Source organism: Streptomyces sp. NBC_00572 (genome assembly GCF_026341815.1).
In the GTDB taxonomy this organism is placed as follows: Bacteria; Actinomycetota; Actinomycetes; order Streptomycetales; family Streptomycetaceae; genus Streptomyces.
Window position 1 is genome coordinate 2,449,103 of the sequence record NZ_JAPENX010000001.1, and the last position, 19,956, is coordinate 2,469,058.

Sequence of the window (19,956 nt, forward strand, 5' to 3'; positions counted from 1 at the left end):
GATTCGGGACCACCCGAATCGTCAGGCCACGGCCTTGAGGACGCCCTCCCCGGCGAGCAGCGCGAGCAGGGACCGGCCCGTGTCCGTCAGCTGGTAGTACACCGCGCGTCCGACGCGGTGGCGGGTCACGACACCGGCCTCCGCGAGCACCGACAGGTGCTCGGAGACCGTGCTGGGCGCCAGGCCGAGGCGGTCGGCGAGGCCTGCCGTGGTCAGCGGCCCGCCCAGCTCGCGCAGGACCGCCGCCCGGCCGCGGCCGAGCATCAGCCCGAGCCGGTCGTCGGCGACGGGCTCGGGCGGTTCGCGCAGGGCGCCGGCGCCCCGGGCCTGGAAGCTGAGCGCGAACACCTCGGGGTCGTCCGTCGAGTACAGCCGGCAGCCCTCGGCGAAGACCAGCGGCACGAGGACGAGACGCCGCTCGCCGGGCGCGTACTCCGCGTCGATGTGCTTGGTCAGTTCGAGTACGGGCGGCTGCCACCGTCCCCGGGTCTCCAGGCCGGCGAACAGCGCGTCGACGCCCTCGGTCGCGAACGTCCTGGCCCGGACGAGCACTTCGTCCTCGACGAGCCGGCGCATCGTCGGCCAGTACGGCTCGATCGCGCCCTCCCAGTAGGCCGCGTACGCGTCGGCGAGCGCCGCGCAGGCCGCCTCCGGGTCCTTCAGATAGGGCTGTACGAAGGGCTCGTCGGCCATGCCGGGATAGCAGACGGCCACCTGGGCGCGGACGAACTCCGGGTCGGTGGCCCGCAGTGCGGCCAGCTCCTCGTGGACGTTGACCGTGCCGAACGGCCGGGGCAGCAGGAAGTCGGACACCTCGCCCCGCCCCTCGACGAACAGGTCCCACAGCGGGCGGAGCCGGTCGTCCTCGCGCCACACCTCGCGCGCCTGCCCGACCCACTCCTGGTACGGCCAGGAGGGGTGGCGGTGCGGCAGGGCGAGGTGCATCGAACAGAACGCGTCCCGCAGCGGGCTGATCGCGATCCGGGTCGCCCCCAGCGAGGCCTCGTCCAGCTCGATCCGTATCAAGCGCCGCCGACCTCCCCGGCGGAGTCGGCGTCCTCGTCCCGGACGGGCAGCAGGAAGCCCTCCTCCACGAGCAGCCGGATCGCCTGCGGGGTGCGGTCCCGCAGTATCACCGGGTCCTCGCCCATCAGCTGCCCGATCGCGTCGAGGATGCGCCCCGCGCTGAGGGTGCCGTCGCAGACCCCGGCGAACCCGGCGCCGACGTGGTCGACCTTGGTCGCGCGGCGCATGCCCCGGTTCTGCCGGAGCACGACGTGCTCCGGGTCCTCGGCGCCGGGGAGCCCGACCTGCTCCTGCACGACCTCGGGCGCGAGCGCGAACCGGTCGGCGAGCAGGGCGGCGTCGTCGTGGCCGCGCAGATAGTCCTGGCGCTCGAAGTGGGCGCGGACGGTGGGGCCGAGGGGCTGCTCGACCGGGTGCGGCCATTCCTCGACGAGGATCGACGGCTCGACGGTCCCGGCGGCCACCGCCTCGTTCCGACGGATCGTGATCCAGCCGAAGCCCACCGCGCGCGTCTTGCGGGCCTCGAACTCGTCGAGCCAGCGCCCGTACGCCTCCCGGTACGCGTCCGGGTCGCCGCGGTGGTCGCCGCTGTCGCGCAGCCACAGCTCCGCGTACTGGGTGATGTCCTGGACCTCGCGCTGCACGATCCAGGCGTCGCAGCCCGCGGGCACCCAGGACCGCAGCCGGTCCTGCCACTCCTCGCCCTCGACGTGCTGCCAGTTGGCGAGGAACTGGGCGTATCCGCCGTCGTTGAGCCGCTCGCCCGCCTGCTGCACGAGCGTGCGGCACAGGTCGTCGCCGCCCATCCCGCCGTCCCGGTAGGTGAGCCGGGCGCCGGGGGAGATCACGAACGGCGGGTTGGAGACGATCAGGTCGTACGTGTCGCCGTCGACCGGCTCGAAGAGCGAGCCGGTGAGCAGCTCGGCCTCCCGGGCGCCGGAGAGCGCGAGCGTGAGCCGCGTGAAGTCCAGGGCGCGCGGGTTGAGGTCGGTGGCGGTGACCAGGGTGGTGTGCTGGGCGGCGTGCAGGGCCTGGATGCCGGAGCCGGTGCCGAGGTCGAGCGCGGAGGACACCGGCGTACGGACCGTGATGCCGGCGAGGGTGGTGGAGGCACCGCCGACGCCGAGGACGACGGCTGTCTCTGCCTGGCGGCCTTCCTTCCCGCTCCCGCCGGCTCCGCCGACGGCGCAGCCGAGGTCGGAGACGATGAACCAGTCCTCGCCGTCCGTCCCGCCGTACGGCCGGACGTCGACGGTCGCGGACACGGTGTCGTCCTCGCGGACCACCCAGCCGTCGGCGAGGGCTTCGTCGAGCGGGAGCGCGGCGGCGGCCCGCTCGCTCCCGACGGTCTGCTGGAGCAGGAAGAGCCGGACGAGGGTCTCCAGCGGGGAGTCACCGCGGGTGGCGCGCAGCGCGGGCACGGTCTCGCTGCGCGCGAGCGCCGCGTAGGCCGGGGCACCGAGCCGGTCGAGGAGTCCGTCGGCGGTGAAGTCCGCGGCGAGCAGTGCCTCGCGCAGACGGGTGGCGTGCGCGGGCACCGGGAGGCGGGGAGGCAGGCTGGTCGTACTCACCGTTCCATTGTGACCGCCGCCACCGACAACCGGGCGGCCGACCCGGCGACGGGCACCGGCGGACCCGGCCGAGGACAGCCGTCGACCCGGCGGCCCGCGGCTGATCGCCGCTGCCACCGGGTCCGGGCGGGATGCCCCGGCCGTGATGCCGGGCGTGATCGCGCCCGTCCGGGCGGGATGCCCCGGCGGGGATCCCCGGCAAGGCGCCCGGGCGGGGCGCCCGGCGGGACTACTCCTCGGTCTTGGCCGACGCGGTCGCGTCGGCCGGCTTCGCCGAGGCCTTGTCGGATGAGCCGGAGGCGGTGGAACCCGGCGCCGGGGACGCCGAGCCGGAGGCCTTCGGCGGGGTCGGGGCCGTCGGCTTCTGGCAGCCGGGCTGCTTGGCCATCGCCTGGCCCAGCTCGCCCTCCTCCAGCTTGGACAGGGCGTTCTGGTCCATCTTCTCGATCTTGGTGAGGCCGTCGGCGACGCCCTGGAGGCCGTCCGCGAACTTCTGCTGGTTCGTCGGGTCCAGCGCGTCGACCTGCTTCTTCAGCCCCTCGTACGCGACCGCGGTCGCGTTGAGTTCCTTGATCGCGTCCTGCTGGACCTTCTCGCCGTTCTCGACGGGCGGGGCGCCCGCGCCCTCGACGGCCTTGGCCAGCGCCCGGTCGGCGTCGGCGATGTCCTGGAACGCCTTCGAGTCGGCGGCCTGGATCTCGGCAGGCTTGCTGTCGGCGGCCGTCGAGATGATGATCTGGTGGGCGTCGGCCCGCTTCTGGATCTGGGGCTTGGCCTGGTCGCAGAACGTCTTCGCCCAGTCACCCACCTTGTCGCCCTCGTCGTCGCTGCAACCCGACAGCGCGAGCACGAGTACCGCGCCGCCGGACAGTGCGGCCGCAAGCTTCTTGTTCACCGGATCGGTCCCTTCCAAGGCTCTCGGCCCCGGAACATACACGCCGAACGGGCTACTTCCACCTTTCGTACGACGGATTCAGACCGTATTGCAGTCTTTTGACCCAAGGGAGAGACCTCTCACGCGCCCCCGACGCGCCCGGAAATGAGACGGACACCACGTACGGACCCACGTGCGGGCTCCACGTACGGAAGCGCGAACGGCGGCGCGTACGGAAGCGCGTACGGACACCGGCATGCGGGACCGGTACGGACGGCACGTCAGGACACCGTCACCGAACGCCTCTTGGAGACCCACACGGCGCCGATGACGACGACGAGCGCGAACACCGCGACCCCCGTCCGCAGACCGGCGCTGGCATCATCCCCGTAACTGAACCGCACCACGGCCGGGGCGATGAGCAGCGCGACCAGGTTCATCACTTTCAGGAGCGGGTTGATCGCCGGTCCCGCCGTGTCCTTGAACGGGTCGCCGACGGTGTCCCCGATGACGGTCGCCTCGTGCGCCTCGCTGCCCTTGCCGCCGTGGTTCCCGTCCTCGACCAGCTTCTTCGCGTTGTCCCAGGCACCACCGGAGTTGGCGAGGAAGACCGCCATCAGCGCGCCCGTACCGATCGCGCCCGCGAGGTACGAGCCGAGCGGTCCGACGCCCAGCGCGAAGCCGACGGCGATCGGGGCCATCACGGCGAGCAGCCCGGGCGTGGCGAGTTCACGCAGCGCGTCCTTGGTACAGATGTCGACGACCCGTCCGTACTCGGGCTTCTCGGTGTAGTTCATGATCCCGGGGTGCTCGCGGAACTGCCGCCGCACCTCGTACACCACCGATCCCGCCGACCGCGACACGGCGTTGATCGCGAGCCCCGAGAACAGGAAGACGACCGCCGAGCCGAGGATCAGCCCGAAGAGGTTGTTGGGCTGTGAGATGTCCATCGAGAGCGTCAGCTCGTTCGCCCTCGCGCCGACCTCGACGACGGAGGTCGCGATGGCGTCCCGGTACGAGCCGAACAGCGCCGAGGCCGCGAGTACGGCGGTGGCGATGGCGATGCCCTTGGTGATGGCCTTCGTCGTGTTGCCGACGGCATCGAGGTCGGTGAGGACCTGCGCGCCCGCGCCCTGGACGTCCCCGGACATCTCCGCGATGCCCTGGGCGTTGTCGGCGACCGGGCCGAAGGTGTCCATGGCGACGATCACGCCGACGGTGGTGAGCAGGCCCGTACCGGCGAGGGCGACCGCGAACAGCGCGAGCATGATCGAGGCCCCGCCGAGCAGGAACGCCCCGTACACGGCGAGGCCGATCAGAAGCGCCGTGTAGACGGCGGACTCCATGCCGAGGGCCACGCCCGCCAGGACGACGGTCGCGGGGCCGGTGAGCGAGGACTTGCCGATGTCCCTGACCGGCCGCCGGCTCGTCTCCGTGAAGTAGCCCGTGAGCTGCTGGATGAGCGCGGCGAGGACGATTCCGAGGGCGACGGCGACCAGGGCGAGGACCCGGGGATCGCCGGCGTGGTCGTGGATGCCCGGCTCGGTGACTCCCCGGAGCTCGGCGTAGGAGGAGGGCAGATACGTGAAGGCGGCGACGGCGACACCGGCGAGCGAGATCACCGCCGAGACGAGGAAGCCGCGGTTGATCGCGGTCATCCCGCCGCGGTCGCCGTGCCGGGGGGAGACCGCGAAGATGCCGATCACCGCGGTGATCACGCCGATCGCGGGCACGATCAGGGGGAACGCCAGGCCGTGATCGCCGAAGGCCGCCTTGCCGAGGATGAGCGCGGCGACCAGGGTGACGGCGTACGACTCGAAGAGGTCGGCCGCCATGCCCGCGCAGTCGCCGACGTTGTCGCCCACGTTGTCGGCGATGGTGGCCGCGTTGCGCGGATCGTCCTCGGGGATGCCCTGCTCGACCTTGCCGACCAGGTCGGCGCCGACGTCGGCGGCCTTGGTGAAGATCCCGCCGCCCACGCGCATGAACATGGCGATGAGCGCGGCGCCGAGCCCGAATCCCTCCAGGACCTTGGGCGCGTCGGCCGCGTAGACGAGGACGACACAGGCGGCCCCGAGCAGGCCGAGGCCGACGGTGCACATGCCGACGACCCCACCCGTGCGGAACGCGATCCGCATGGCCCGGTGCGCCACCTCCGTCAGGTTCTTCTCGGGTTCGCCCCTGGCCGGGGTGGCCTCCCTGGCGGCCGCCGCGACGCGCACGTTGGCGCGTACGGCGAGCCGCATGCCGATGTACCCGGTGACCGCCGAGAACAACGCCCCGACCAGGAAGAACAGGGAACGTCCGGCGCGCTGTGACCAGTTGTCCGCGGGCAGCAGCATCAGCAGGAAGAACACGACGACCGCGAAGACGGCGAGGGTCCGCAGCTGTCGCGCGAGGTAGGCGTTGGCCCCCTCCTGCACGGCTGCGGCGATCTCCCGCATCTTCTCGGTTCCCTCACCGGCCCTGAGTACCTGGCGGACGAGGAGCCGCGCGACGACCAGCGCGGCGAGGGCGACGGCCCCGACGACGTACACGATCGTCCGGTTCCCGCTCGTGAGCACCGCCGCGGCGAGAGAAGTGGGGTACATGGGGACGGATCATAGGGAGACAAACCGGCACGTACGGGGATGCCGGAAACCCCCGCGCGGATGCACCAATCAGGGGTCGGGTCTCGGGGGCGGACGATTGCGGCGGAACGAGAACGCGACTGCAGCGCAACGAGAAGAGGCCCTGCAGGACAGGGCCTCTTCTCGTTGCGCTCGGAACTGTGCGTGTACGGGTCAGGACAGGACGTCCGCCGAACTCACCGGCCAACTCATCCGGATGGTGCCGCCGTCCTCGCCGGCGCTCACCTCGACGTCGTCGACGAGCCCGCGGATCACCGCGAGCCCCATCTCGTCCTCACCGTCGGCGTCGTCGAATTCCTCGGCCGGGGCCGCTGCCCGCGCGCCGGGGACACCGGCAGCATCGGCCGCCGCCACCCCCGCGCCCGGGACCTCGTCGCCGACCTCGATGGAGAACGTCTTCTCCTCCTCGGTCAGCACGACCCTGATGGGCGTCGTGACGTCGTTGCTGCGGTGCAGCCCGACGGCACGGGAACACGCCTCTCCCACGGCGAGACGCACCTCGTCGAGGACAGCCTCGTCCACCCCGGCCCGGCGCGCGACCGCAGCGGCCACGAGACGGGCCGTGCGGACGTGCTCGGGCTGAGCGCTGAAGCGGAGTTCAACGGTGGCCATACGAACCCCCTGGGCTCAGTCGACGGCGTTGACGGCCTCGTCGACCGAGGTGTGGATCGGGAACACCTTGGTGAGACCCGTGATCCGGAAAATCTTGAGAATGCGCTCCTGGTTGCAGACCAGACGCAGCGATCCCTCATGCGCGCGGACGCGCTTCAGGCCGCCGACGAGCACACCGAGGCCCGTGGAGTCGAGGAAGTCCACGCCCTCCATGTCGACAACCAGGTGGTAGCTGCCGTCGTTCACCAACTCGACCAACTGCTCGCGCAGCTTGGGCGCGGTATACACATCAATCTCGCCACCGACCTCGACGACCGTACGGTCACCACCAGCGCCGGACACATTGCGAGTCGACAGGGACAGGTCCACGGATCCTCCAGCACCTTGCTATCGAACGATCGTCCCCACTGGGTCTCCCGGGCGGAGTCAGGGAACTGATCGCCAGCCGCGATGGCATTCAATCACTTACCAGCAGCCATGCACGACGCCTTGGAAGCATTGTCCGTCATGGCAGTGACACACTCGGTGTCGATGGCCAAGAATCAGCGCCCCCGTCACCCCGCCGGGGACACGGGCAGTCGCCCCTCCCCCGGCATGGTCCTCGACCGGCTCTCCTCGGGCGAGAGCCGGGCCGCGCGCATCACTCATACGGAGCACATGCCCGCCCGGGAGGGTCGTCATGCCGTCTGGCCGCACCGCATCCGTCCGGAGGTGATCGCGGCCGTCCAGTCGGCCGGGATCGAGCACCCCTGGGCCCACCAGGCACAGGCCGCCGAGCACGCCCTGGACGGCGAATCCGTGGTGATCGCCACCGGAACCGCCTCGGGCAAGTCGCTCGCCTACCTCGCCCCGGTCCTGAGCACCCTCCTGGACGGCTCGGAGGCCCCGAACGGGCGCGGGACCACCGCCCTGTACCTCTCGCCCACCAAGGCCCTCGCCGCCGACCAGCGGCGCGCCGTGCGGGAACTGGCCGCCCCGCTCGGCAACCGGATCCGCCCCGCCGTCTACGACGGCGACACGCCTGTCGAGGAACGCGAGTGGGTCCGCCAGTACGCGAACTACGTGCTGACCAACCCCGACATGCTGCACCGGGGCATACTCCCCTCCCACCCCAGGTGGGCCTCCTTCCTGCGCTCCCTGCGCTACGTCGTGATCGACGAGTGCCACACCTACCGGGGCGTCTTCGGCTCCCACGTCGCCCAGGTGCTGCGGCGACTGCGCCGGATCTGCGCCCGGTACGGCTCCGAGCCGGTCTTCCTCCTCGCCTCCGCCACCTCCGCGGAACCCGCCCTCGCCGCCGGCCGGCTCACCGGCCTGCCGGTCACCGAGGTCTCCGACGACGCCTCCCCGCGCGGCGAGCTGGTCTTCGCCCTGTGGGAGCCGCCGCTGACCGAGCTGCACGGCGAGCGCGGCGCGCCCGTGCGCCGCACCGCCACCGCCGAGACCGCCGACCTGCTGACCGACCTGACCCGGCAGGGCGTCCGCTCGGTCGCCTTCGTACGCTCCCGGCGCGGCGCCGAACTGATCTCGGTGATCGCCCAGGAACGCCTCGCCGAGACCGACCGCTCACTGGCCCGCCGGGTGGCCGCCTACCGCGGCGGCTACCTCCCCGAGGAGCGCCGGGCCCTGGAGCGGGCCCTGCACTCCGGCGAGCTCCTCGGCCTGGCCGCCACGACCGCCCTGGAGCTGGGCGTGGACGTCTCCGGCCTGGACGCGGTCCTGATCGCCGGCTACCCGGGCACCCGGGCCTCCCTCTGGCAGCAGGCGGGCCGGGCCGGCCGCTCGGGCGAGGGCGCCCTCGCGATCCTGATCGCCCGCGACGACCCGCTGGACACCTTCCTGGTCCACCACCCGGAGGCGATCTTCGACCAGCCGGTCGAGTCGACGGTCCTGGACCCCGACAACCCCTACGTCCTCGCCCCCCATCTGTGCGCCGCCGCCGCGGAGCTCCCGCTGACCGAACCGGACCTGGCGCTCTTCGGCCCGGCCGTCCCCGACCTGCTGCCCCAGCTGGAGGGCGCGGGCCTGCTGCGCCGCCGCTCGACCGGCTGGTACTGGACCCGCCGCGAGCGGGCCGCCGACCTGACCGACATCCGGGGCGGCGGCGGCAGCCCCGTCCGGATCGTGGAATCCGGTACGGGCCGGCTGCTCGGCACCGTCGACGAGGCCGCCTCCCACACCGCCGTCCACGAGGGCGCCGTCCACCTCCACCAGGGCCGCACCTATCTGGTCCGGGAGCTCGACCTCAAGGACTCCGTGGCCCTCGTGGAGGAGGCCGTCCCGCCGTACTCCACCACCGCCCGCGACACCACCTCCATCACCGTCCTGGACACCGAGACCGAGATCCCCTGGGGAGCCGGGCGCCTCTGCTACGGCTCCGTCGAGGTCACCAACCAGGTCGTCTCCTTCCTGCGCCGCCGCCTGATCACGGGCGAGGTGCTCGGCGAGACCAAGCTCGACCTGCCGCCCCGCACCCTGCGCACCCGAGCCGTGTGGTGGACGGTCACCGAGGACCAGCTCGACGCCGCCCGGATCACCCCGGAGATCCTCGGGGGCGCCCTGCACGCCGCCGAGCACGCCTCCATCGGCATGCTGCCGCTCTTCGCCACCTGCGACCGCTGGGACATCGGCGGCGTCTCCGTGCCGCTCCACCCGGACACCCTGCTGCCCACCGTCTTCGTGTACGACGGCCATCCGGGTGGCGCGGGCTTCGCCGAGCGCGCCTTCCATACGGCCCGCGCCTGGCTGACGGCCACCCGGGAGGCCATCGCCTCCTGCGAGTGCGAGGCGGGCTGCCCGTCCTGCATCCAGTCCCCGAAGTGCGGCAACGGCAACGACCCGCTGCACAAGCGCGGCGCGGTCCGCCTCCTCACGGAAATCCTGAGGGAGGCCCCGGAGGCCCCGACGCCCCCGACGGCGGAGCAGGTGCCCCCGGAAGCCCCGCCGGTGGAGCAGGTACCTCCGGAGGACCCGTCGGCGGAGCAGGTACCTCCCCAGGCCCCGCCCGGGACCTGATCTCCGGCCGGTAGGGGCCGCGCACGACCCGGGCCGTCACTTCCGCGAGCTCGCCCCGCACCGCGCAGCCCACCAGCTCGGCGCCCTGTGCGGCGGCCACCCGGGAAGCGGCGGCACAGGCCTCGGCCTCGCCCCACAGCGCCCGGTCGGCGGCGGCGAGCGCCGCCAGGTCGGCGGCTCCACCGGCACGGTGCCGGGCCGCCACCGCCTGTCCCAGCGCGAGCACCGCCCCGAACACCACACTCAGCGCACAGGCCGCGAACGCCACCCACACGGTCGCCGCGCCCCGGTCGTTCCGGAGGGCCGCCCGACGACCGCCCCGGGACCGTGCGCAGGCCGTCACAGCGCGCCCCCGTTCTCCGGGGCACCCGGTGCCGGGCCGCCGGACGCCGCCGTGTCCTCCGCGAGGGCCGCCGCAGCCGCCCGCAGGGTCAGCCCCATGCCCCGGGGGCCCGGGGCGGCGGCCTCCACCGTCACCCGCCACAGCTCCCCCGACCGCGTCACCGAGACCCGGGCGCCCTCGGGCGCGGCGGCCCGCGCGGCCGACTCGGCGGAGGCCACGGGCTCGGAACGGGCCGCGATCCGTGCCCCGGCCCGCGCCGCGTCCACGCAGCGGATCTGCGCCGCGGCCGCCGCCAGGGCCCAGAACAGGGTCACCGTGAACAGGGCGAGGACCGGCAGCACCATCGCCGCCTCCACGGTCACGAAACCCCGGTCACCCCGTTCAGAACGGCGCATCGAGAGCCTTCCCGATCACCGATTCCAGCGCTCCCGAGACCGCCCCGCTGGTCACGATCTTGTACAGCACCGCGGCGAACCCCGCCGCCGCGATCGTCCCCACCGCGTACTCGGACGTGGTCATCCCCGCGTCGCGGCGCGCGGCCTCCCGTCGCGCCCGCCACCAACCGTCCATCGCCGCCTTGACCGCCATGCCGACCTCCTCGATTCGTCGTTCTCGTCCTGCGTGTGTTTCTCGTCGTGTCACGCCGTTCATCCGTCCAGGAGTCCCGTCGCCAGGCCGATGACCACCGGGGCCACCCCCACCGCCAGGAAGGCCGGCAGGAAGCAGAGCCCCACGGGGGCGCTGATCAGCACCTGTGCCCTGCGTGCCCTGGCCGCGGCCGCACGGGCGCGGGCCGACCGCAGCGCGGCCGCGTGTCGGGCGACGGCCTCCGCCGCCGGTGCCCCCGAGGAACCGGCCCGTTCCATGCAGCGCGCGAGGCCCGAGGCGCCCGGTATCGCACCGAACCTCCGCCACACCTCGGCCGGTTCGCCACCGAGCCGCAGCTCGGCGGCCGTACGGGTAAGCCGCTCGCCCAGCGGACCGCCCAGGGACCGTCCGACGGCCTCCGCCGCCTCCCCCGGCCCGGCTCCGGCCGAGGCGCAGGCCGCCAACAGATCCGCGGCGAGCGGAAGATGACGTGCCGCGTCGTCCGCGTCCACCGGCGCGGCGGACCGGCGGGCCGCTCCCCGCCGCACCCCCGCGGCCACAAGGGCGCCGGCCAACAGGCCGCCGAACACCCCGAACAGCACCCAGCCGAGCCCGGCCGCCCCGAACGGCGCGACCCAGTGCGCCATCCACCGCGGCGGCCCGGACCGGAACCTTCGCGGTCGCGGGGCCGGGGCCAGGGCCGGAAGCAGACCTCTCAAGCGACGCCGCGTCCCGCGCGCCCTCCGCCCGCGCACCAGCTCCCGTACTCCCTGCTCGCACCAGACGATCGCGGCGGCACCCACTGCGGCCACCTGCACGTCCCCCATCACGCCCGCTCCCCTCCTCGTACGATCCGTGCGGCCCACCACAGCCCGGCCGCCTCCAGCGCCCCGCCCACGACGAGGCAGCCCAGGCCGGCCGGTGTGTGCAGCAGCACGCGCAACGGATCCGCCCCGAGGGCCGCGCCGAGCGCGACACCGGCCAGCGGCAGCACCGCGAGGACCGCCACCGTCGCCCAGGCCCCGGCCAGTTCGGCGCGCAACCGCTCCCGCTGCTCGCGGTGGTCCCGCAGGGCCGCTTCGAGCCGGTCGAGTCCGGCGGCCAGGCCCGCGCCACCGTCCACGGCCACCTGCCAGCAGGCCGCCATGCCCGCGAGCCCCTCGGCTCCGTCCTGTGCGGCCGCTCTCCGCAGGGCCTCCGGCACGTCCCCGCCGAACCGGGCCGCCGCGAGCACCGCCGCCTCCTCCCCGCCCAGCGCGCCCGTCCCGCAGGCCGCGTAGGACAGGGCCTGCGCGGGCTGCCACCCGGCTCTCAGCTCCCCGACGACGGCCCCGCACAGGGCCACCACCCGCTCGGCCCGCGCCTCGCGGTCCTTCCGGCGCTCGGCCTCCCGCAGCCGCCGTCCGACCACAGGCACCGCGACCGCCCCGGCCACCAGGGGCAGCGGCGACCCCCCGAGCACCGCGAGAACCCCCGCCACCGGCAGACACAGCCACGCCCGCCGCCCCCGCGCGACGGCCCACCACCGCGCGGCCACCTCCCGCCACACCACACGGCCGCCGGGGGGCCCGGGCAGACCGGAAGCCCCACCCCCGAGCACCGTCCGGGCCCTGCCCGCGACGCGTCGCCGCTCGACCACCTCCCACACCGCCAGAACCGTGCAGACCGCCAACGCCCCGTGGGCCACGTCCCGTGCGGACAGCACCGTCGTGATCACGGTCCCCCTCCGATCAGCGAGCTCAGCCGCTCCCAGCCCCGCTCCCGCACGAACCCGGACGCGCCCCACCGGAGCGCGGGAACCGTCCGCACCAGGCCGTCCCGGTCCCGCTCAAGGACGTGCACCTCGGCGATCCGCCGCCGCCCCTCCCGGTCCCGCGCCAGGTGCAGTACGACCGACAGGCCGGCCCCCAACTGGCTGTGCAGGGCCGCCCGGTCGAGCCCCGCGGCCGTCCCCAGGGCTTCGAGCCGCGCCGGTACGTCCGCCGCGGTGTTGGCGTGGACCGTGCCCGAGCCGCCTTCATGGCCGGTGTTGAGAGCGGCGAGCAGATCGACCGCCTCACCGCCCCGGACCTCGCCGACCACCAGTCGGTCCGGCCGCATCCGCAGCGCCTGCCGGACCAGGTCCCGCAGGGTCACCAGCCCGGCGCCCTCCTGGTTCGCAGGCCTCGCCTCCAGGCGCACCACGTGCGGGTGGTCGGGTCGCAGCTCCGCCGAGTCCTCGGCGAGGACGATCCGCTCCCGCTCCCCCACCAGACCTAGCAGCGAGGCGAGCAGCGTGGTCTTTCCCGTCCCCGTCCCGCCACTGACCAGGTACGACACCCGGGCGTCGATCAGCGCGCGCAGGATCGGGGTGCCGCCCGGCGGCACCGTGCCCGCCGCCGCCAGCTCCTCCAGGGTGAAGGCACGCGGTCGCACCACCCGGAGCGACAGACAGGTCGAGCCGACCGCCACCGGTGGCAGCACCGCGTGCATCCGGGTGCCGTCGGGCAGTCGCGCGTCCACCCAGGGCCGGGCGTCGTCGAGCCTGCGTCCGGCCACCGCCGCGAGCCGCTGGGCGAGCCTGCGGACGGCGGCGGCGTCGGCGAAGGCCACCGGGGCCCGTTCGAGACCGGCGCCCCGGTCCACCCACACCCGGTCCGGTGCCGAGACCAGGACGTCGGTGACGTCGGGGTCGGCGAGCAGCGGTTCGAGCGGTCCGGTGCCGATCAGCTCGCATCTCAACTCCTCCGCCGCACCCAGCACTTCCGCGTCGCCGAGCAGCCGCCCCTGGGCCCGCAGCGCCGCCGCGACCCGCGCCGGGGTCGGTTCGGACCCGCTCGCCGCGAGCCGCTGCCGCACGGCGTCGAGCAGCCCCGCACCGCCGCCACCCGCGCCCCCGGTCATGCCTCACCACCAGGGGCGAGTGCCTGCATCCAGAAGGCGTCGCAGAACCGGCCGAGCGGACCACGGGGCTCGGCGCCGGGCGGCATCCCGGCGTCCTGGTCCGCCACGATCCCCGGGTCGTAAGGGAGTTCACCTGTCAGCGGCAGCCGCAGCGCGTCGGCGACCCATCGCTCGTCGAGCCCAGCCGCGTACGGCCCGCGGACCACGGCCCGCAGATCACGCACGCCCATGGCCAGGGTGGAGGCCACCCGGTGGGCCGCCACGACGGCCCTCAACTCCCCGGGCACGACGAGCAGTCCGAGGTCCAGCTGCGCCAGCGCTTCGGCCGCCGCCGGGTCGGCCGCGCGCGGCAGGTCGACCACGACGACTCCGCCACGGCGGCGGGCGGCACCGAGCACGGACCGGACGGCCTCGGGCGGCACCGGCGCCGCCGGCTCCCTGCCCCAGCTGAGCACCCGGACTCCCCGCACGGACGGCAGGGACTCCTCCAGGGCGCCGCCGGCCAGACGGCCCTTCGAGGCGGCGAAGTCGGGCCAGCGTCTGCCCTCCTCGCGCTCTCCGCCGAGCAACACGTCGAGTCCCCCGCCCAGCGGGTCGCCGTCGACGAGCAGGGTGCGCCGCCCGGCCCGCGCGGCGGCCAGCGCGAGACCACAGGCCAGGGTGGAGGCGCCCGCGCCCCCTCGGCCGCCGACGACCCCGACGGTCAGCGCCTGCCGGCCCACGCCCTCGGCCGCGTCGGCGATGCGGTCGACGAGGAGACCTTCGGCGTCCGGCAGCCGCAGCACGCACTCGGCGCCGATCTCGACGGCCAGCCGCCACACCCCCGGATCGTCGTGGTCACGGCCTACGAGGACGGTCCCCGGGCGGCGGGCCGCACCCCGGCAGCGGGCGGCGACGTCGTCGCCGACCAGGACGAGCGGTGGGTCGGTCCAGCTCGCCCGCCGCTCCGGCACCCGGTGGTGCACCTCGGGCTCGACGCCGGCCGCGGCGCAGAGCCGCAGGAGGTCGTCGAGCAGCCCGAGGTCCTCGGTGACGATCAACGGCCCCGTTCGGCGTGGCTCTTCGGCGCCGTGCGGCTCGGGACCGCCGGGCACCGAAACCCGCGCCGGCCCACTCGGCACCGCAAGGTCCGCACCCCTCGGCACCTCGGCCCATGCGGTACCCCTGGCCCCGGAAGTCCTGAACGCCTCCATGGCGCTCACCCCTCTCGTGATTCCTGCCGTTCGCGAACTTCGCGACAGGAATCACCGTGGGGCCGAACCGAAAATCCTGGGGATGTCGCCGAAAAACTGTGGATATCCGAAGCCCTGTGAATATCTTCGTCACCCCTCGGGGGACTGCCCGGAACGCAGCCTGCCGGTTACTGTGAGTGATGAATCGAGGGCCCGGCAGAGCATCGGCCGATGTGCGGCCGATGCCGGAAGAAAGGGAGCGGACGATGTCTCGCAGCGCCAGAAACGGCTCCGGACATGCGACGACCCCCGCCGGGGGGGAGAGCGGGGGTCGTCTTTCCGGCCGACTCGGGGGGGGAGGAGCCGGACCGGGTTAGCACGGTCGCGAACGATCCGTGACTTCCATGGTGTACCCGAGAGCCTTCTCAGGCAAACCCACGCGCCCCAGCGTACGCCGAATGGCGGGCACCTATGCTCAGGCTTGTGGAAAACCACTCCTTGCCGCGCACAGCCGCCTTCTTTGACCTGGACAAGACGGTCATTGCGAAGTCCTCGACGCTCACCTTCAGCAAGTCCTTCTACCGGGGCGGACTGATCAGCCGCCGCGCCGCCCTGCGGACGGCGTACATCCAGTTCGTCTTCCTGGCAGGTGGGGCCGATCACGACCAGATGGAGCGGATGCGCGAATATCTTTCCGCGCTCTGCAAAGGCTGGAACGTGGCCCAGGTGAAGGAGCTCGTCGCCGAGACCCTTCACGACCTGATCGACCCGATCATCTACGACGAGGCCGCCTCCCTGATCGAGGATCACCACGCCGCCGGCCGCGACGTCGTGATCGTCTCGACCTCCGGCGCCGAGGTCGTCGAGCCGATCGGCGAGATGCTCGGAGCCGACCGGGTCGTCGCCACCCGGATGGTGGTCGGCGAGGACGGCTGCTTCACCGGTGAGGTGGAGTACTACGCCTACGGGCCGACGAAGGCCGAGGCCGTCCGGGAGCTCGCGAAGTCGGAGGGCTACGACCTCGCCCGCTGCTACGCGTACAGCGATTCGGCAACCGACATCCCCATGCTGGAGGCCGTCGGCCACCCGTACGCGGTCAACCCGGACCGGGCGCTGCGCCGGGAGGCGGCGGCGCGGGAATGGCCAGTTCTCGCCTTCGAGAAGCCCGTTCGGCTCAAGCAGCGGCTGCCCGAATTCCGGATGCCACCCCGCCCCACGCTCGTCGCCGCGGCGGCTGTGGGTGCGGCGGCCGTCGGGGCAGGACTCGTCTGGTACGCCGCCCGGCGGCGGCAGGCCGCACTCGCCCATCGGCTCGCGGATGACTTTGCCCGAATTTGAGCAATGAGCAGAGAAGTGGAGCCAGCACTTTCGCTTCTACCCCGACAGGAGTAGAAAGGAATCAGGCCCGCGAGACCGAGGACATCCGAGAGGATCACCTGTTGAGCATGAAGGCCCCACGGACCTAGCACAGAAACCGAGCACCCACGCGACGTCGACCCGTCGATTACGGGCCAGCCGCACCAGGCCACGGGCAAAGTTCCCGGCCTGATGGGCACATATTCGAGGACGCATGGTAACTGGGTAGACGTGCCAGCGGCGGTACCAGAACTGGTGCCGCCGCAACCCGTTCCGGGCCCCGCGAGGGGCCCGGATTCGTTTGCCCGAGGCCGCGATTCAGACCGCGCCGCGCTGATTCAGACCCTGCCGCGCCGATTCAGACCGCGCCGCGTATGTCCGTATCGAGTCGTGCCGATTCAGGCCGGTTCGCGCTTGTTCGTACCGAGTCGCGGCGATTCAGGCCGCGCCGCGCTGCAGCGCCTCGCAGACAGCCGTCGACTCCCGGACGCCCAGCTCGACCGAGCGCCCGCAGTGCGCGATCCAGCCGCCCACACCCTCCGGGGTCCCCGACAGGTATCCCTCGAACGCGGCGAGGTACGCGGCCCGTCCCTGCTCCGCGTGCCCCACCTCCGCCGGGCAGATCGCCTTGGGGTCGAGACCGCTGCCAATCAGCGCGATCCGCTCCGCCGCCCGCGCGACCAGGCCGTTGTACGAGGTGAAGGGGCGCAGCGCGAGCAGCTCTCCGTGGACCACGGCGGCCGTCACGAGCGCGGGGGCCTCGCCGCCGGCGACGATCAGTTCCGCCAGGCCGTCGAGGCGGCCCGCGACCTCGGCGGGCGACGGCACCGGAGCCGTGACCAGTGGTTCGTCGACCGTCTCGCCGTCCAGCCGGGGCCGCCCCACCGACTCACCCGGGTCGCCCGCGGCGACCAGGTGGAGCCGGGCGAGCACCCGCAGCGGCGACTGGCGCCAGATGGAGAGCAGCTGTCCTGCCTCGGCGCCGAGCCGCAGGGCGGCACCGACCGTGCGGGCCTCGGGGTCGGCGCTGAAGTCGCTGCGTCGGCGAACCTCTTCGAGGGCCCAGTCGGCCCCGGACAGGGCGGCCGAGCCGCGCGCGCCGCGCAGGGCCGCCTCGGAGGAGATCTCGTTGCTGCGGCGCCGCATCACGCGGTGGCCGTAGACCCGGTCGACGGCCTTGCGTACGGAGTCCACCGCGTCGGCGACGCCCGGCAGGGAGCCGAGTGCGGCCAGGGGGTCAGAGGCGTGCGTACTCATAAGTAGGGAGGCTACGCGCCCCGGGGGCCCGCCCCACGATGGAGTGGTCTTCTTCACGCATCTCGACCACGCAACGCGTTCATACCACTACCCTAGGTGAACATGAAGATCGCTTTCGTGGGGAAGGGCGGCAGCGGCAAGACCACGCTGTCCTCGCTCTTCATCCGCCACCTCGCCGCCAACGAAGCCCCGGTCGTAGCCGTCGACGCCGACATCAACCAGCACCTCGGCTCCGCGCTCGGCCTGCCGGACGCGGAGGCCGCCGCGCTGCCCGCGATGGGCGCGCACCTGCCGCTCATCAAGGAGTACCTGCGGGGCAGCAACCCGCGGATCGCCTCCGCCGACACGATGATCAAGACGACACCGCCCGGGGAGGGGTCGCGGCTCCTGAGGGTCCGCGAGGAGAACCCGGTCTACGAGGCCTGCGCGCGGACGGTCCCGCTCGACGACGGCGACATCCGCCTGATGGCGACCGGCCCCTTCACGGAGTCGGACCTCGGGGTCTCCTGCTACCACTCCAAGGTCGGAGCGGTGGAGATCTGCCTGAACCATCTGGTCGACGGCGCCGACGAGTACGTGGTCGTCGACATGACCGCCGGCTCGGACTCCTTCGCCTCGGGCCTCTTCACCCGCTTCGACATGACCTTCCTGGTCGCCGAGCCGACCCGCAAGGGCATCTCGGTCTACCGCCAGTACAAGGAGTACGCGCGGGACTTCGGTGTCGCGCTCAAGGTCGTCGGCAACAAGGTGCAGGGCCAGGACGACCTCGACTTCCTGCGCGCGGAGGTCGGCGACGACCTGCTCGTGACGGTCGGCCACTCGGACTGGGTCCGCGCGATGGAGAAGGGCCGCCCGCCCCGCTTCGAGCTCCTGGAAGCGGAGAACCGGATGTCGCTCCAGGCCCTCCAGAACGCGGCGGACGACTCGTACGCCGACCGCGACTGGGACCGCTACACCCGCCAGATGGTCCACTTCCACCTGCGCAACGCGGAGAGCTGGGGCAACGCCAAAACGGGGGCCGACCTGGCTGCCCAGGTCGACCCCGATTTCGTTCTCGGCGAGCCGATGGCCGTAAGGCTCGGCTGACGGCCCGGCCGAAGGCTCAGTGCCGTTCGGCCTGCTTGGCGCCTGCCGCCGGGGCTCCGGCGGGGGCGGCCGGGGCCGCCGGCTGGGGGGCGAGGAAGGCCTTCCAGCCGGCCGCCGGGGTCTCGCCGACCTTCAGGGTGCGCATCTTGGCGATGACGTCGGGGTCCTGGGCGTCGAGCCAGTCGGCGAGCTGCCGGAAGGAGACGCACTTGACGTCCTTCTGCACGCAGACCGTGGCGATGGTCTCCTCGACGGCCCGCATGTACGTGCCACCGTTCCAGGACTCGAAGTGGTTGCCGATGATGAGGGGCGCGCGGTTGCCCCGGTAGGAGCGCTCGAAGGCCTGCACCAGGCCGTCCCGCATCTGGTTGCCCCAGTACTCGCGCTGGGACGGCGCGCCCTGGGTGGTGCCCGGCGACTGGTTGACCAGGAAGTTGTAGTCCATGGACAGCGTCTGGAAGGCGCGGCCCGGCATCGGCACGAGCTGGAGCGACAGGTCCCACAGGCCCAGGTCCTTCTTGGGCCAGATCTGGTCGTTGACGCCGCTGGTGTCGTAGCGGAAGCCCAACTCCGCCGCCGCCTGGACGAAGTTCTTCCGGCCTTCGAGGCAGGGGGTGCGGGCGCCGACGAGTTCCTTGTCGTAGTCGAAGGGCAGCGGCTGCTCCGCGCGCAGGCCCGAGTTGGTCTTCCAGTTCTTGACGAAGGACTTCGCCTGCTTGATCTCGCTCTTCCACTCCTCGACGGACCAGGTCCCGACGCCGCCGTCGGCCCCGCAGAAGTGCCCGTTGAAGTGGGTGCCGATCTCGTTGCCCTCCTGCCACGCCCCGCGCAGTTCGCGGACGGTGGCACGGATGCCCTCGGTGTCGTTGAAGCCGATGTCGGAGCGCCCCGCGCTGTGCTGCGGCGGGTCGTAGAGCTCCCGCTTCTCCTCGGGCAGCAGGTACACACCGCTGAGGAAGTACGTCATCGTGGCGTCGTACTTCTTGCCCACCGTGCGGAAGTGGGAGAAGAGCTTCTGGCTGTCCTCGCCGGCGCCGTCCCACGAGAAGACGACGAACTGCGGCGGGGTCTCGCCCGGCTTGAGGCGCTGCCAGACGGGCTGGTGGGGCTGGGCTCCGGTGGAGGCCGTGGAGCCGTCGCCGATCAGGCGGACCGCGTTCGGCGGGGCGGCGGCCGGTCCCTTCTTGGTGCCCGCACCGCCCTGCGCGCCCTTCGTGGCGCCGCCGTCGGAGCCCGAGCAGCCGGCGAGGCCGGTGATCAGGGCGACGACGAGGGCGCCGGCGGCGAGCGTCTTCCTCTGGGCAGTGGTCCTTCTCCCGGCGGCTGTCATCCGCCCACCTCTCCTCGGTTCCGTACGGGCGGCGTCAACGTCGCACCGCGACGACCGTGGTGATGAAACGACAAGCGGCAATCCGTTCACCCTTCACCGGAACCGGTGAATCTTTGCCCCGTTTGCCCCGAAAATAATGCCGGAGACTTTACTCTCCATTACGATCCATTTACCGAGCGTTGATCCTCGCCCCGCGGGATCCCGCCGGGAATC

At 72.9% G+C, this 19,956-nt stretch carries 17 protein-coding genes and 1 pseudogene; 3 read left to right on the plus strand and 15 right to left on the minus strand.

The annotated features are described in order from the left end of the window. Nucleotides 1–21: 21 nt before the first annotated feature. The 6 genes from OG514_RS11100 to OG514_RS11125 all read right to left on the minus strand — a co-directional run bounded on the left by OG514_RS11100 (nt 22) and on the right by OG514_RS11125 (nt 7,082). Nucleotides 22–1,026 (minus strand): helix-turn-helix transcriptional regulator, encoded by a 1,005-nt coding sequence (locus OG514_RS11100; RefSeq protein ID WP_266893405.1) that lies wholly within the window; start codon nt 1,024–1,026, stop codon nt 22–24. Then, nucleotides 1,023–2,597 carry a methyltransferase gene (locus OG514_RS11105; RefSeq protein WP_266893407.1) on the minus strand — a complete coding sequence of 525 codons (1,575 nt, stop codon included), beginning with the start codon at nt 2,595–2,597 and terminating at the stop codon, nt 1,023–1,025. The genes OG514_RS11100 and OG514_RS11105 overlap by 4 nt, the downstream gene beginning before the upstream one ends. A 229-nt stretch (nt 2,598–2,826) precedes the next feature. Next, a complete protein-coding gene (locus tag OG514_RS11110) occupies nt 2,827–3,492 on the minus strand; it encodes a small secreted protein (RefSeq protein WP_266893409.1) in 666 nt (221 codons plus the stop codon). A gap of 260 nt (nt 3,493–3,752) precedes the next feature. After that, nucleotides 3,753–6,062: a sodium-translocating pyrophosphatase gene (locus OG514_RS11115; RefSeq protein ID WP_266893411.1), complete on the minus strand. Its 2,310-nt coding sequence runs from the start codon at nt 6,060–6,062 to the stop codon at nt 3,753–3,755. A gap of 192 nt (nt 6,063–6,254) precedes the next feature. After that, nucleotides 6,255–6,713, minus strand: a complete 459-nt coding sequence (locus OG514_RS11120; RefSeq protein WP_187621729.1) for an ATP-binding protein — start codon at nt 6,711–6,713, stop codon at nt 6,255–6,257. Between the two features lie 15 nt (nt 6,714–6,728). Further along, nucleotides 6,729–7,082, minus strand: a complete 354-nt coding sequence (locus OG514_RS11125; protein ID WP_015034520.1) for an STAS domain-containing protein — start codon at nt 7,080–7,082, stop codon at nt 6,729–6,731. An 81-nt stretch (nt 7,083–7,163) separates the two neighbouring features. Here OG514_RS11125 and OG514_RS11130 point away from each other — a divergent pair, with 81 nt between their 5' ends. Beyond that, on the plus strand, nt 7,164–9,728 hold the full coding sequence (locus OG514_RS11130; RefSeq protein ID WP_266893428.1) for a DEAD/DEAH box helicase: 2,565 nt from the start codon (nt 7,164–7,166) through the stop codon (nt 9,726–9,728). 40 nt (nt 9,729–9,768) lie between these two features. On the opposite strand, the pseudogene OG514_RS11135 reads toward OG514_RS11130, so the two are convergent. From OG514_RS11135 to ssd, 7 genes and pseudogenes are all read right to left on the minus strand, one after another. Further along, nucleotides 9,769–10,071: pseudogene (locus OG514_RS11135) on the minus strand (Rv3654c family TadE-like protein); the annotation flags it as partial. Further along, nucleotides 10,068–10,466, minus strand: a complete 399-nt coding sequence (locus OG514_RS11140) for a TadE family type IV pilus minor pilin (protein WP_266893430.1) — start codon at nt 10,464–10,466, stop codon at nt 10,068–10,070. The gene OG514_RS11140 and the pseudogene OG514_RS11135, both read right to left, overlap by 4 nt. Then, nucleotides 10,453–10,659, minus strand: coding sequence for a DUF4244 domain-containing protein (locus OG514_RS11145; RefSeq protein WP_266893432.1), 207 nt, complete (start codon nt 10,657–10,659; stop codon nt 10,453–10,455). Before OG514_RS11145 ends, OG514_RS11140 begins: the two co-directional genes overlap by 14 nt. Before the next feature lie 59 nt (nt 10,660–10,718). Beyond that, nucleotides 10,719–11,486 (minus strand): type II secretion system F family protein, encoded by a 768-nt coding sequence (locus OG514_RS11150; RefSeq protein WP_266893434.1) that lies wholly within the window; start codon nt 11,484–11,486, stop codon nt 10,719–10,721. After that, on the minus strand, nt 11,486–12,376 hold the full coding sequence (locus OG514_RS11155) for a type II secretion system F family protein (protein WP_266893436.1): 891 nt from the start codon (nt 12,374–12,376) through the stop codon (nt 11,486–11,488). The genes OG514_RS11150 and OG514_RS11155 overlap by 1 nt, the downstream gene beginning before the upstream one ends. Continuing rightward, nucleotides 12,373–13,542 (minus strand): TadA family conjugal transfer-associated ATPase, encoded by a 1,170-nt coding sequence (locus OG514_RS11160; protein WP_266893438.1) that lies wholly within the window; start codon nt 13,540–13,542, stop codon nt 12,373–12,375. The genes OG514_RS11155 and OG514_RS11160 overlap by 4 nt, the downstream gene beginning before the upstream one ends. Further along, nucleotides 13,539–14,735, minus strand: coding sequence for a septum site-determining protein Ssd (ssd, locus tag OG514_RS11165; protein ID WP_266893440.1), 1,197 nt, complete (start codon nt 14,733–14,735; stop codon nt 13,539–13,541). The genes OG514_RS11160 and ssd overlap by 4 nt, the downstream gene beginning before the upstream one ends. A 450-nt stretch (nt 14,736–15,185) precedes the next feature. Here ssd and OG514_RS11170 point away from each other — a divergent pair, with 450 nt between their 5' ends. Beyond that, entirely contained in the window at nt 15,186–16,052 is an 867-nt protein-coding gene (locus OG514_RS11170) for an HAD-IB family hydrolase (RefSeq protein ID WP_266893442.1), read from the plus strand. A 456-nt stretch (nt 16,053–16,508) separates the two neighbouring features. Here OG514_RS11170 and OG514_RS11175 read toward each other — a convergent pair whose 3' ends face one another. Next, a complete protein-coding gene (locus tag OG514_RS11175; protein WP_266893444.1) occupies nt 16,509–17,327 on the minus strand; it encodes an oxidoreductase in 819 nt (272 codons plus the stop codon). Between the two features lie 102 nt (nt 17,328–17,429). Here OG514_RS11175 and OG514_RS11180 point away from each other — a divergent pair, with 102 nt between their 5' ends. Continuing rightward, nucleotides 17,430–18,413 (plus strand): ATP-binding protein, encoded by a 984-nt coding sequence (locus tag OG514_RS11180; protein ID WP_266893446.1) that lies wholly within the window; start codon nt 17,430–17,432, stop codon nt 18,411–18,413. A gap of 16 nt (nt 18,414–18,429) precedes the next feature. On the opposite strand, the gene OG514_RS11185 is transcribed toward OG514_RS11180, so the two are convergent. Then, entirely contained in the window at nt 18,430–19,743 is a 1,314-nt protein-coding gene (locus OG514_RS11185) for a hypothetical protein (protein ID WP_266893448.1), read from the minus strand. Nucleotides 19,744–19,956: the final 213 nt, after the last annotated feature.